This is a genomic window from Vibrio sp. A2-1 (assembly GCF_021728355.1).
GTDB classification, from domain to species: Bacteria; Pseudomonadota; Gammaproteobacteria; order Enterobacterales; family Vibrionaceae; genus Vibrio; species Vibrio splendidus_K.
This window is the reverse complement of record NZ_JAKKCO010000001.1, coordinates 1124952-1138111: the sequence shown is the minus strand read 5'-3', so window position 1 is coordinate 1138111 and position 13160 is coordinate 1124952. Positions and strand designations below refer to the sequence as shown.

Annotated in this window: 10 protein-coding genes; 3 read left to right on the top strand and 7 right to left on the bottom strand. The window is 45.6% G+C overall.

Annotated elements, in window-relative coordinates; genetic code table 11:
- Positions 1-73: 73 nt before the first annotated feature.
- Genes L3V33_RS04770 through L3V33_RS04745 form a run of 6 tightly spaced genes read right to left on the bottom strand, consistent with a single transcriptional unit; the run spans position 74 to position 7148 of the window.
- Positions 74-1756 carry a BatD family protein gene (locus tag L3V33_RS04770; protein ID WP_237289429.1) on the bottom strand — a complete coding sequence of 561 codons (1683 nt, stop codon included), beginning with the start codon at positions 1754-1756 and terminating at the stop codon, positions 74-76.
- Between the two features lie 2 nt (positions 1757-1758).
- A complete protein-coding gene (locus L3V33_RS04765; RefSeq protein ID WP_237289427.1) occupies positions 1759-3765 on the bottom strand; it encodes a VWA domain-containing protein in 2007 nt (668 codons plus the stop codon).
- Entirely contained in the window at positions 3758-4780 is a 1023-nt protein-coding gene (locus L3V33_RS04760; RefSeq protein ID WP_237289425.1) for a VWA domain-containing protein, read from the bottom strand. Before L3V33_RS04760 ends, L3V33_RS04765 begins: the two co-directional genes overlap by 8 nt.
- A complete protein-coding gene (locus tag L3V33_RS04755; protein WP_146456311.1) occupies positions 4773-5258 on the bottom strand; it encodes a DUF4381 domain-containing protein in 486 nt (161 codons plus the stop codon). The genes L3V33_RS04760 and L3V33_RS04755 overlap by 8 nt, the downstream gene beginning before the upstream one ends.
- Positions 5255-6181, bottom strand: coding sequence for a DUF58 domain-containing protein (locus L3V33_RS04750; RefSeq protein WP_237289424.1), 927 nt, complete (start codon positions 6179-6181; stop codon positions 5255-5257). The genes L3V33_RS04755 and L3V33_RS04750 overlap by 4 nt, the downstream gene beginning before the upstream one ends.
- 10 nt (positions 6182-6191) lie before the next feature.
- Positions 6192-7148: a MoxR family ATPase gene (locus tag L3V33_RS04745; protein ID WP_237289422.1), complete on the bottom strand. Its 957-nt coding sequence runs from the start codon at positions 7146-7148 to the stop codon at positions 6192-6194.
- A gap of 458 nt (positions 7149-7606) precedes the next feature.
- Between L3V33_RS04745 and L3V33_RS04740 the strand changes: the two genes are divergently transcribed.
- On the top strand, positions 7607-9523 hold the full coding sequence (locus tag L3V33_RS04740) for a methyl-accepting chemotaxis protein (protein ID WP_237289420.1): 1917 nt from the start codon (positions 7607-7609) through the stop codon (positions 9521-9523).
- Positions 9524-9730: 207 nt separating this feature from the next.
- On the top strand, positions 9731-9931 hold the full coding sequence (locus tag L3V33_RS04735) for a hypothetical protein (protein WP_017091765.1): 201 nt from the start codon (positions 9731-9733) through the stop codon (positions 9929-9931).
- A gap of 250 nt (positions 9932-10181) precedes the next feature.
- On the opposite strand, the gene malK is transcribed toward L3V33_RS04735, so the two are convergent.
- Entirely contained in the window at positions 10182-11294 is a 1113-nt protein-coding gene (gene malK, locus L3V33_RS04730; protein WP_010431455.1) for a maltose/maltodextrin ABC transporter ATP-binding protein MalK, read from the bottom strand.
- 664 nt (positions 11295-11958) lie between these two features.
- Between malK and malE the strand changes: the two genes are divergently transcribed.
- Positions 11959-13143, top strand: a complete 1185-nt coding sequence (malE, locus tag L3V33_RS04725; protein WP_004732013.1) for a maltose/maltodextrin ABC transporter substrate-binding protein MalE — start codon at positions 11959-11961, stop codon at positions 13141-13143.
- Positions 13144-13160: the final 17 nt, after the last annotated feature.

The window sequence follows — 13160 nt, the reverse complement described above, 5'->3', positions numbered from 1 at the left end:
ACGGCTTCGTTCTTTTTTGTTTACTTAGATTTTCTGCTTAATTAGCTTTCTGCTTACTTAGAACGCTGGTTAATTAAAGTCTTTCTAATGTGCTCTTGTGTGCTTTGTTCGTGATGCGTTTTGGTTTCTTAACCGCTTTGATTGCCTCAGAAGGATCCCATGACTGACTTGGTGAGCCAGCTTCAGCATAGAGGCTCTGATTTAGCTTGGTGAGCTCAGCTTCGATCACTTCTATTGTCTCGTCACTCAAGTCTGGATTTTCTGCTTTCCATTGCTCAAACAAGGTTCTCGTCTTCACACCGTCTTTCATTTTCAGAGCGGCAATAAGCGCTTCTGCCGTATCGGATTGACGTTCATCTTTTTGCTTTGGTTTTACTGCTGTACCGCGGCGTGACCAGAAGTAAAAAGCAACCGCAGAGCTAATTATCCATAAAGCAGCAAATAGCGCAGTTAGGTAAGGCCACATTCCAGGGGTTTCAACGGTAACAATCGTCGGGCTAGCTTGCTGAGTTGGTGTCTCCATAACCGGCGTTGGCGAGCTTGAGCTAGCGCGTTCACTTGCCTGAACCGACAACTCAAGACCAAGAGCTTTACTGGTTTCTTGTGATTGTGAGTATGTGTTAAACCAAGCTTGAGAAACATCAGGAAGCGAGATATTTCCAGCCTCTTTCGGAATCAAGACTTGCTTGTAAACAACGACAGCATCACCGGATTGGGTGGTGCCAAATTGCGGTTTTTCTTCATAAACACGCACCGTTTTAGGGTAGGTGATATTCAGTTTTGGCAGTTGGTGCTGCGTTAAGTTGCTAGCCGTCATAGTAATGGTTCGAGTTAACGAATCACCGGCTTCCATTTCAATCTTCTGTTTGTCGTCACCTAAAGCATTGTCATCCGTGAGTTCATTGCCTTGGCTGTCTGACCATTTTTGAATCAGCTTGAAGTTCGATGTTGGTAACCACTCACCTTGATAGCCTTTTGGTACCGGATTCACTGTGACATCTAAGGTTTCAACAGGCGTGTCGAGCTGGAAAAGGCGCGTCGTGCTTGAGTTGTTGGTTGAGTAAACAACAGCACCGGTTAACTTTGGCCCTTGAAGCTGAAATTGTCCTGCTTGCTGTGACGATATATGGAAAAATTGCTGAACAACCGTGACTTCTTGCCCGTTGATAACATCTTGAAATTGCTTAGACTCTCCAATCGGTTCCACGTCTAATTGCGCTGAACTTGGTGGCGCAATTTTAGGATCTTGCAGTCTTCTAGGATCAGCCTTAATGATGAGTTTTACATCAAGCTCCGCGACCTCTTGAGGGTATAGCGAGTCTTTACTCAGATTAAGTTGAAACTCGGCCATATCACTCTGCTTTGGAGCGGCTTTATTAACCGCAACGTGGATGGTGATCGGCTTAGTTTTAGCGCCTTCAATATCAAAGCTAGGAATATCTAATCGGCCTAATCGAAGTGGGGCAAGAGTAATATTCCATTCGCTAGACACAGTGCGGCTACCATTGACGATTCGCATCGATGACCCAAAGCTTGGGGTGCCGACGTAGAAATTCTTCTGAAGGGAGGTCAGGTCTAAAGCACCGGACGATACTTTTTCATCGGTAGCCACTCTAAGTAGGAAGACTTCATCTTTGGTAACACTGTTTTGCGAAACACTCGCCACAGCGGTCGCCGCGAATACAGAGTGTGACGAGAAAACACCGATTAGCAGTGTCAGTAGCATTGATAAAAATGGCTTGTTTAAAAATCGCATGGTTACCACTTTTTGTTTTGGTTGTTAGGGGCACTTTTTTGTCGTGCTTGTAGAATCATTTGCGCTTTAAGCAATTGGCTCGGATCACGAGCGCTTTCTACTTGCTCAAGTTTTCGCATATCAGGATCGCTCGACATAGGTTGACCTGATACTTGTGCTGCAGCTTGTTGAGCGTTGTTATCAGTGTCTTCCTTAGCAGCCTCTTGTTCTTGGGCTGCCTGAGATACTGAGTCACCCTTGTCCTGTGGCTGTTTATCTGCTTGATCCGCTTTGTTTTGTTGCACAGCTTGCTTGTCGTTTTCTTCATCCGCCTTGGAGTCAGGGCGGCTATCAGCTTGGCTTTCACTTTGATCTTGTTTGTTGCTTTGATCTTGGCTGCCGCTTTGATCTTGCAACTTCCCATTGTCAGCTGAGCTTTGTTGTTGATCCTGCGAGCTTTGCGAAGAATCATTTTGCTGACCTTGCTGACCTTGCTGACCTTGCTGACCTTGCTGACCTTGCTGACCTTGCTGGTCTTGTTCATTTTGGTCTTTGGACTCAGAATCGTCTTGCTGTTGCTGTTGCTGTTGCTGTTGCTGTTGCTGTTGCTGTTGCTGTTGCTGTTGCTGTTGCTGTTGCTGTTGCTGTTGCTGTTGCTGTTGCTGTTGCTGTTGCTGTTGCTGTTGCTGTTGCTGTTGCTTCTGAGCTTGTTCGACAATCTCTAGATTCTTCTTCGCATAAGCATGTTCAGGGTTGCTTTCGAGAATGCGTTGATACTCTTTTATCGCTTGGTCGTACTTACCTTGCTTTGCTTGTGCATTGGCGAGGTTGTAGCGAGCATCTTCGCCAGAAAGGCTTTGTAGCGTCTGTTCGGCCGCTTCGAAATCACCGGCTTTGTATTGCGCTATGCCTTTCCATTCTTGCTGTTCGAACTGTTCTGCGGCTTGTTGAAAGTCCTCATCTTGATACAACTGATAACCCACTTGGTCATCGGTTTTCCAAGGATTTGCAAACGCAGTATTCGGTTGGGTGAACGAGACAAGTACAGCTAGGCCACACCAAATAACCCCTTTTCGAAATAGCCCAAGTGCAGGAAGTAACAGAAACGGCAATAACCAGAAACCGTTGTTCACTCTGGTGTTGAGCGAGTTATTGGTTTTAGTCACTTCTGATGTCGTTGCAACTCGGTCGAGGTAACTTGCGATGTGTTCAACGTCTGAGTTATCAAATTGAACTTCAGTGAACGTACCACCAGAGCGACGAGTCAGGTCGCGCATATTGCCTACGTTGGTTTTCGCAACCACGGTTTGTCCTGAGTCGGTCTGTAACATCGAACCTGTAGGTAACGAGATCGGCGCGCCGCTTTCCGTACCTACAGCCAAGACTGATAATGTCCAATTACTACCAGAGAGTAGTGAGTCGATATCTTTCTTCTCTTGACCATCAATATCATCAGCAATCAGTACCAGATCGCCTTTATAGATATGAGCACGAGTCATCATCTCAATCGCAAGCTTAACTGCCGATACTGCATTGCCGCCTTGGAAGGGCATGATATCTGGTGACAGGTTGGGTACGAGGTTCTTGATGGTGTTGATGTCAGATGTTAGCGGACTGATGGTGTAAGCATCTCCGGCGTAGGCCACCATTCCCGTTAGGCCTTCTTTCCAGAGTGATAGTAGATCCAAAGCCTTGTATCGCGCCTGTGTTAAACGGTTTGGTTTAATGTCAGTGGCATACATAGACATCGACATATCCATGATCACAACTCGCGCCTGTGTTTTTTCAAAGCTCGGCTGTTCATTTTTTTCAAAGCTTGGACCGGCCAATGCGATGACACCGACCAACCACCAAACACCGAAATAAGTGCTGCGGTTTTTCGAGGGTTTGTTCGATTCTGGAGCCAAATAACGGGCGATGTGTGACGCCAATAACCCTTGCTTGGATTGTCTCTTGCTAAGCCACCAAATAGCGGGCAGCACGGCAAGAGCCAAGAACCAATATGGGTAGATAAAAGTAAAGTTAGACATTGTTTCTCCTAATGGCTAACAGCATAAATGCGAAGAACATTGCCGCAGACAGAGGCCAGACAAACCACTCTTGTTGTGGTCGCCATATCTTAGTGGCATTCGTCACGGGCTCTAACTGGTTGATGGTGTCGTAAATCGTTGCCAGCTCTTTGCTGTCTCGCGCTCGGAAGTACTGACCGCCAGTGCGTTTGGCTATTTCCATTAGAGTACGTTCATCCAAGTCTTGAGCGGTATTGACCTTACGAGTCATGAAGAACTCTTTGACCATCATTTCACCCGCACCGACACCTACGGTGTAAATCGTCGCGTCGTACTTCTTAGCAATATCCGCGGCTTCTAGTGGATCTAATACGCCCGCAGTATTACTGCCGTCACTGAGTAGAATCATTACACGCTGAGGAGCGTCGCTGTCGACAAAGGTTTTGGTGGCAAGGCCGATACCATCACCGATCGCAGTTTGAGTACCGATAAGCTTTAACACCGCTTGATTGAGCTGTTGTGAAAGCGTGTCTCTATCTAACGTCAGTGGCGTCTGCAAGTAGGCGTGATCAGCAAATAGCACCAATCCGACTCGGTCGCCTTTTCGTCGCTCAATAAAGTCACTCAATACATGTTTCACCGCAGATAAGCGATCGATGTATTCGCCATTGAACTGCATGTCTTCTTGGCTCATCGAGTAGGAGAGGTCGACAACCAGCATCAAGTCTCGGTGTTTTGGTTGAAACTCAACCGGTTCACCGTACCAAACTGGGCGTGCCATCGCCGTTACCAATAAAAGCCAGATGATGACCGACAAGGTTTTGGGTAAGCGGCTGCTCGGCGTTTTGGTATTGCTGTCCTCGGGCAAAAACGGAAGCCTTAGAGCGCTGCTTGATTCTGATTTTGGTGAGAATAGGTAAACGAGCAACGGTAGTGGCGCGAGGAAGAACATCCACCACCAAACGAACTCGATGTTTAGTAAGCTCTTGCTTAGAAACATAGTGCTTAGAAAACCAAAGCTTAAAAGATCAGTCATAACGACCTCGCTTTGGAGGAAGGGCTTTACGAAGCCAGATTTCGCAGTCATTAACCAATTGCTGTTGAGCCTTTTTCTGTTCGTCGCTCATTAAGGCTGTATCTTGGTAGAGCGCTTGTTGCCATTGCGATTGTTTTGCGGCGAATAACGGCTTCGCCAATTGCGCATCTAAGAACGCCAACCAATCATCGCCAGATAAGCCTGCCACTTTTTCGCGTGGGAAATAGCTTAGTGCTGCCTGACGAACGATGTCTTGAGCTGCACTCGGAGACAAGGTATTTGAAGGCTGACTATTACGAAAGCAAGCAAGTGCTTCGTTCTTCGCGTATTGGTTCTTTTGTCTCCGTTTTACAATGAAAAATACTATGGCGATCAGAACGATGGCCGTGATAATGATTAACCACCAACCCCATGCCAAAGGCCACCACGATGGTGCGCTTGGCGTAATAATAGGGCTCAAGTCGAGAGATTGATTCATGACTGAACTCCTGACACTTGGCTCATTAACGATTGCGCACAAGACAATGAACTGTATGGGATCGCCAAAGAAAGGCTCATTTCCATAAGCTGTTGTTGCTTCTGATCAAATGCGTGACTGAGCTTTTCCTTTTCCTTGCTTGATGAAAAGTTAAACCATTGGGTTTTATTGCCGTCGGTGATCTGTTTTGAACCTTTGAAAGCAGTGACACCTTGCTCTAATGGATCGTAAAAATGCACCAAGCGAACTCGATTATGTCGACGTATTTGATTGATAAGTGAGTAATTACTTTCGTTATAACGGACGAAATCACTGAGCATAATGATATCGCTTCCTTTCGGGCAAAGCTGGTGAAGAGATTTCAGCCCATGCTCTAAGGTTGTGTCGCTGTTATTGCCTGGGTTGGTCAGCGCTGCGTTATTGATTTCTATGACTTTTTGTAAAATACGTAGCGGAGCATGGTTGCTAGCACTGGGTTTAATCTCAATGATCTCTTGGCCAGTATCTATCACTGCGCCAATACGGTCTTTTTGAGCGACGGTTAACCAGCAAAGTTGGCTGGCAAAGTGCGCGAGTTGAACCGATTTAAGCAACAAGGTTGACCCGAAAATCATACTACTTGATAGGTCCAAGAACAAAATCACAGGTTGCTCTCTTTCTTCAGAGAACAACTTGGTATGCGCCTTGCCTGTTCTCGCCGTGACGCGCCAATCAATGCTGCGGATATCGTCGCCCACCTGATATTGACGAACCTCAGAGAAATTCATCCCGCGACCTTTACGATTGCTCTCGTGTTGCCCGTTTAGTTGCGACCAAAGACTCTTGGCTGGAGGCAACCAGCGAACAGACTGCGCTTTGTATTGCAGCAGTTCGTCCAGATTTAACGTGACACCGTCACTATGGTTAGGTAATTGATTATTCATGCGCGTATCCCTATGCGCTACCAACCAACGAGATAAGGTGTGCGATCACTTGGTTTGCAGTGACCCCTTCAGCTTGTGCGTGGTAACTGCGAAGTAGACGGTGGCGTAATACAGGGAATGCCATCGCTTGAACATCTTGCGGTGTTACGTAATCGCGGCCTGCTAGCCATGCGTGCGCTCGGGCACATCGGTCTAAAGCAATAGTTGCACGTGGGCTGACCCCCATATCTAACCATTGATCAAGTTGGTCGCTGTATTGCTTAGGTTGGCGAGTCGCCATAACCAGTCGAATAATGTACTGCTCGATGGTGTCTGCCATGTGAATGTTGAGCACTTCTTGGCGCGCTTCAAAGATCGTTTGCTGAGATATCTCTTGTGGCTGAACAGATTCGTTGCCTTGAGCTTCGCCTCTGTTTAGGCGCAAGATCTCCAGCTCACTTTCCATGTTTGGATAAGCCACTTCTAAATGCAGCAAGAAACGGTCTAATTGAGCTTCTGGTAGCGGGTAAGTGCCTTCTTGCTCAATCGGGTTTTGCGTTGCCATCACCAAAAACAGATCCGGTAGCGCATAGGTTTTTCGACCTGCAGTCACCTGTTTCTCGGCCATTGCTTCTAACATCGCGGCTTGTACTTTCGCCGGAGCACGGTTGATCTCATCCGCTAGAATAAGCGAGTTAAAAATAGGCCCAGATTGGAAGGTGAACTCTCCGGTTTCTGGACGGAAAATATCGGTGCCCGTCAAATCAGCTGGTAATAGATCGGGAGTGAATTGAATACGGTGAAAATCTCCCTCGACACAGTCAGCCAGTGACTTTACGGCACGGGTTTTTGCCAACCCTGGAGGTCCTTCAACAAGAATATGACCATCTGCCAATAAGGCGATCATCAGTTGTTTAACGAGCTCTTGCTGACCAATGATTTGAGACTCTAGGTAGTTTTGAAGGATTTCGAAGTTATTTTTATGCATTTTTGGACTCTCTGGGGGCCATTTGATTCTTATTTTGAGTATTGGTCACTGATTACCAGGAAAAAGTTCCAGTACATTTGCGGAATTTATTTTTTCAAAATTGGAAAGATTTACAAGTGTTTAGCTAGAAAAATCACTGAACAGTGAATTTTCATCATATCAATCGCTTTTTATACAATAAAGCTCAAAGGTGTGATGCTGCCTGACTCAGATAAAAACTAAAGGGTTTGATAATAAGGATGAATATCAATAAGGGGGCGTATTTAGCTAGTTAATCTCAACCCCACAAGAAATGATTGAGTCGTTACATCATGTTTGCAGTTTTTTGAGATAAAAGTCTCTAGTTTTATTGGTTTTGGCCGATACATCACTCAGATTGTGCATTGCTTGTTGGAGTGCACTAAAAAAGTCCTGTTCAGGGTATACCAATAACGAGCGATTCTTTTAAAGGTCCAAATATGTTTAAAACTAACTCTCTGAGTATCAAACAAAAAGTTGTACTTGGAATTACCTTTGCGGTTCTTGCATCGACAGTGATTGTCGGCGCGATGGCACAACAGCAAGCAAGAGATGTATTGAGCCACCGTTTGGTTGATATTGAGCTTCCCGGTATGTTGGAGCGAATCAATGGTGAAATTGATCGTGAAGTCTCTCAGCTATTGTTAGCGGCGGAGCAAATTGCTTCAAATGAATTCATTTCTGATGCAATCGAATCGACCGATCGTGATGCTGAGCTAGAAAATAAACTGGTTAAACAACTGAACAATGTTCGTAACCAATATCAGCTGAATGATGCCTCGGTAGCTAACCGTCAAACAGCTTACTACTGGAACCAAGATGGTTTTTTACGCCAGCTAAACCAACAACAAGACGGTTGGTTCTTTGGTTTTACTCAGTCAGGCCAGCCAACCATGGTGAGCATGTTCCAAGAAGCCAATGGTGAAGTGAAGATGTTTGCTAACTACCAACAGCCTTCTGGTTTGGCGATGTCAGGTTTATCAAAATCGATGGATGACATGGTTAACCTGCTGAACGGTTTCAAGATTGAAAATACAGGCTTTGTATTTTTGACCGATAGCCAAGGTGATGTACAGATTCACCGTGAGCGTTCTCGCAGTGATTCTTCACTTCAACAACTTTACGGCCCTCAATCAAGCCAACTATTGAACAAGTCGGGTTTCAATCTGATTACCACTGAAAGCCAAGGACAAGAACTGTTTGTGGCGAGTTTGTATGTGTCATCAATGGACTGGTTCGTTATTGGTGTGGTTCCAACCGATGAAGTGTTTGCTGAGCTTGATGCGACTGCGCAAAAGATGCTGATCATGACGGCTGTTGTGGCTTTGGTGTTTATCCTAATGGGCGTAGTGTTAGCAAACAGCATTACTCAGCCAATTAAACTTCTGGCTAAGCGATTCGGTGACCTTGGCGAAGGCGATGGTGATCTTGCACAGCGTATCGAAGTTAAAGGCAACGATGAAATTGCACAGCTTTCAAAGGGCTTTAATGGATTCATTGAAAAGATTCACGAGTCTATGAAAGAAGTATGCTCGACAAGCCAAGCGCTTCAAGTGGCGGCAGAGAGTGTTTCTAACAAAGCACACATCACCCACGATAATAGCCAAGAGCAACGTGATCAAACCCTTCAAGTGGTTGCTGCCATTAACCAAATGGGCATGACCATCAGCGAGATTGCATCAAACGCGGCAACGGCTGCGGAAACGGCCACTCAAGCTTCGGGCAATACGGAAGTGGGTCGCTCTGTTGTAAATAAAGCAAAAGATGCAATTAGCCGCTTAGCTCAAGATATTGAGAGCACGGGCCAAGTGGTTGAACAACTTGCTTCAACAACACAAGATATCGGCTCCATTCTGGGTGTTATCCGTGATATTTCAGAGCAAACCAATTTACTTGCATTGAACGCAGCGATTGAAGCAGCGCGTGCCGGTGAGCAAGGCCGTGGCTTTGCCGTGGTAGCAGATGAAGTACGAAATCTAGCAAGTCGCACGGCAGACTCAACGGAAGAGATTCAGAAGATGATCAACCAGCTGCAAAGCGATGCTAAAGATGCAGTAGCAGCAATGAGTACAGGTAAAGTCATTACCCTTGAAGGTGTAGCTGCATCGGATGAAGCCGTAGATGTACTGGGTGGCATTTCGGACCGCATCGTAGACATCACCGATCGTAACACGCAAGTCGCAACGGCAACGGAAGAGCAATCAACCGTAGTTCACACCATCAACCAGAACATTGAAGAGATTAACGCAATCAATGAAGTGACAACGGGTACCGCTGAGCAGCTTGCTGAAGCGAGCCAAGAGCTTCGTGACCTTTCTTCTCGCCTAGATAAGATGGTTGGCTCGTTTAAGCTTTAAATTCTTTAAGCTGTAGCTGGCTTAGAAAGAGACATAGACGAAGAGCTGGATTCATTTAATCGTGAATCCAGCTCTTTTTATTTACGGGCTTGTTTTCTTCTAACTGGCCTTAGCTTGATCTGGTTTCAGGCTTTGCACTTAATCGCTCTAGCATCACAGAGCGTAAATGAGTAAAATCTGATTAGGTTTAATATTTAGGTAAGTATCATGAGCGATTTTGAAAAAGAACTAGAGCAGATGACTCAAGAGATGGGCGATGAGCCAGAAGTACAACTGCCATCAATTGAAGAGCAAAAAGCGATCGTTGCTGAATTTAAGCGACTAGAAGCGGAAGGCAAACTAACACCAGAAGTGTTAGAAAAGCATTTTGGCCAGTTCAACAAAACAAGTGATACGCCAATCCACTAAGTTCTATGCTTAAGGCAATTTCATCTTGTCTAAGATAGAGTGGAATGAGTAGTTGGGCTTAGCCTGACTACACAAATCAAGGTCTAGCCATTGCTAGGCCTTTTTTATTGCTGCGCGATAAGTTAACTGAGCTGTGCGCAAAGTTAAACAATCAAAGCGAAAGTAGTTGGCGCCTTTAAACAAAAAAATCCCCCTTACTTGGTAAGAGGGATTCGATATGGGCAAGTTATATCTTAAAAAGGCGAACCGACTAGTCGGTGCCGTACTCTTTGTACAAGCGACGACATGCTCGACCATCGCTATGGAACAAGTGACAACGGTGCGCAGGAATACCAATCGCTAGTTTGTCACCAGACTCAATCGTCAACGTGTCTGGTTGACGGTAGATAACATCAGCATCAGCACTCTCGAGGTTTAGGTAAACCTGTGTTTCGTTACCTAGTTTCTCTACCATCATCACTTCAGCTTCAATCGTCGCGTCACCTGTTTCAGCAGACAACAAGTGTTCAGGACGAACACCCAGAGACATACGGTCACCAGCATTAACAGTGGTACCATCTACCGGGATCCAGAAAGTCATGCCATTTGAAAGTTGTACCAATACGCGTTCTGCTTCAGCTTGCTCGATGTGAACCGACATAAAGTTCATCTTCGGCGAGCCAATAAAGCCAGCAACGAAACGGTTCTGAGGGTAGTGGTAAAGATCAAGCGGCTTACCGACTTGAGATACGTAACCGCCATCAAGAACAACAATTTTATCGGCCATTGTCATCGCTTCCACTTGGTCGTGGGTAACGTAGATCATGGTGCAACCAAGTTGACGCTGTAGCTTAGTGATTTGCGAACGCATTTGAACACGCAAAGCAGCATCAAGGTTAGATAGAGGCTCATCAAGTAAGAATACGTTTGGTTGAGAAACCAGAGTACGACCGATAGCAACACGTTGACGTTGACCACCAGATAGGGCTTTAGGCTGACGCTCAAGAAGGTGACCAAGCTGAAGGATTTCTGCAGCATGTTCAACACGCTTATCAATTTCAGCTTTGTTTGCGTTTGCTAACTTAAGGCCGAAAGACATGTTGTCGTAAAGGTTAAGGTGAGGGTAAAGCGCGTAAGATTGGAATACCATACCTACGCCACGCTTTGAAGGCTCAACGTCATTCATGCGTTGATCACCAATGTACAAATCACCAGACGTAATGTCTTCTAGACCTGCGATACAGCGTAATAGCGTCGATTTACCACAACCTGATGGTCCAACGAATACTACGAACTCACCTTCGTTGATGTCTAAGGTTACGTCCTTAGAAATCTGTACATCACCATATGATTTATAAACGTTTTTTAACGTGACACTCGCCATCTAGCTAGTCCTCGATCGATCAAATTTTAAGTTTTACTGCTTATCATTATAAGAAATTTTTGGGTCAGCAGTAACTGTAGGAATTGGTAAGTATTGAATGAGTAAGAAAAAAAGTGGGTGAGACTTGGATTCTTTAACCAAGCCCACCCGTCATAGCCAAACTGGTGCCTATTTCCCCCACATCCAGCTAAATCTCCCCCGTGATTCAATCACAGATTTAGCTTGATGCTTAATAAAGACAACAGCGGGCAGTGAAGCCAACTAAATGAACAATGCTTCACGCATAACATTCGCTGGTAAAGGGTTCTTACTATCCACTCTTGGATGGATGCAGTTTCGGTGAATTGGCGCAATCGTACATCCTCCCAATGAAAATTTAACGAGGGGGAGTAGGAGGGGAGGAGTAGATAAATGGGGTTGCTCCCAATTAGCGATCCAGTTCAAATAAATTCACCACATAACGGTGATGTGGATCACGATGAGTATACACTTTGTGACTTCGCTCTCTAATCTGACCGGATGACGATCACGAAATTAAGCCATAATAGCTAGGGCGTAGTGGCTAGGATGATGAGTTAGGGACTGTTTTCTCAGATCATAACCTCGAAAACTGGCTCGTCTTAATTGAATGCGCCCTACGTATAAATATAAAAAGGATATTGACATGAAAAACGCTCTAAGCGCTGTAGCTCTAGGCACAATTGTGGCTCTGGGTTCATTTGGTGCAAACGCTGCTATCGAAGAAGGTCAACTAACTATTTGGGTTGGTGGCGATAAAGCTTATGAAGGAATGGCTGAAGTAGGCAAACGCTTTGAAGAAGACACTGGTGTTAAAGTAACAGTGGCTTTCCCAGATAAACTAGAAGAGAAGTTCTCTCAAGTTGCAGCGGCTGGCGATGGCCCAGACATGATCTTCTACGCTCACGACCGTTTTGGTGGTTTTGCAGAAGCGGGTCTTCTTGCTGATATCAAACCTTCTAAAGAGACTAAAGAAGGTATCGTAGACTTCGCATGGGACGCTGTTTCTTACGAAGGTAAAACAATCGCTTACCCAGTAGCGGTTGAGTCAGTTTCTCTTATCTACAACAAAGCACTTGTTCCTAACCCACCTAAGTCTTGGGAAGAAATCCCAGCACTTAACGCTGAGCTTCAAAAAGACGGTAAGAAAGCGATCATGTGGCCTCTACGTGGCGGCGCTTACTTCACATGGCCTCTACTAGCAGCTGACGGCGGTTATGCATTCAAACAAACAGCCGAAGGTTACGACATTAAAGATGCGGGCGTAGCGACTGATGGTGTTCAAAAGTCTCTAGGTTTCATCGAGAAGATGGTACAAGACAAAGTTATCTCTGCAGACATGGACTACTCAGTCGCTGAGTCTGAATTCGTTGCGGGTAACGTTGCAATGACAATCAATGGTCCTTGGGGCTGGGCAAACATCGAGAAAGCAGGCGTAGACTACGGCGTTGCAACACTGCCTAAGTTCAACGGTAAAGCGTCTAAGCCTTTCGTTGGTGTATGGGCGGGTGGTATCAGCACTGCTTCTCCAAACCGCGACCTAGCCGTTGAGTTCATGGAAAACTACCTACTAACTGATGAAGGTATGAAAAGCTTGAACGATGACAAACCACTAGGCGCAGTTGCTCTTAACTCTTTCCAACGTCAACTAGACAGTGACACGCGTATTGCCGCAACAATGGACAACGCGATGAACGGTGAAATCATGCCTAACATCCCTCAGTTCACAACGTTCTGGTACAGCATGGAAGAAGCGATCGGCAACGTTGTTGATGGCCGCCAAACTGTTGATCAAGCGCTGAAAGGTGCTGAAGCTCGAATGACTAAGTAATACTCAAGTTCTACCTT

Excerpts from the sequence above, each read along its gene's own strand:
- L3V33_RS04745 (WP_237289422.1), bottom strand. The coding sequence starts at position 7,148 with ATGCATAAAAATAACTTCGAAATCCTTCAAAACTACCTAGAGTCTCAA.
- malK (WP_010431455.1), bottom strand. The coding sequence starts at position 11,294 with ATGGCGAGTGTCACGTTAAAAAACGTTTATAAATCATATGGTGATGTA.
- L3V33_RS04760 (WP_237289425.1), bottom strand. The coding sequence starts at position 4,780 with ATGACTGATCTTTTAAGCTTTGGTTTTCTAAGCACTATGTTTCTAAGC.
- L3V33_RS04740 (WP_237289420.1), top strand. The coding sequence starts at position 7,607 with ATGTTTAAAACTAACTCTCTGAGTATCAAACAAAAAGTTGTACTTGGA.
- L3V33_RS04765 (WP_237289427.1), bottom strand. The coding sequence starts at position 3,765 with ATGTCTAACTTTACTTTTATCTACCCATATTGGTTCTTGGCTCTTGCC.
- L3V33_RS04770 (WP_237289429.1), bottom strand. The coding sequence starts at position 1,756 with ATGCGATTTTTAAACAAGCCATTTTTATCAATGCTACTGACACTGCTA.
- L3V33_RS04755 (WP_146456311.1), bottom strand. The coding sequence starts at position 5,258 with ATGAATCAATCTCTCGACTTGAGCCCTATTATTACGCCAAGCGCACCA.
- L3V33_RS04750 (WP_237289424.1), bottom strand. The coding sequence starts at position 6,181 with ATGAATAATCAATTACCTAACCATAGTGACGGTGTCACGTTAAATCTG.
- malE (WP_004732013.1), top strand. The coding sequence starts at position 11,959 with ATGAAAAACGCTCTAAGCGCTGTAGCTCTAGGCACAATTGTGGCTCTG.
- L3V33_RS04735 (WP_017091765.1), top strand. The coding sequence starts at position 9,731 with ATGAGCGATTTTGAAAAAGAACTAGAGCAGATGACTCAAGAGATGGGC.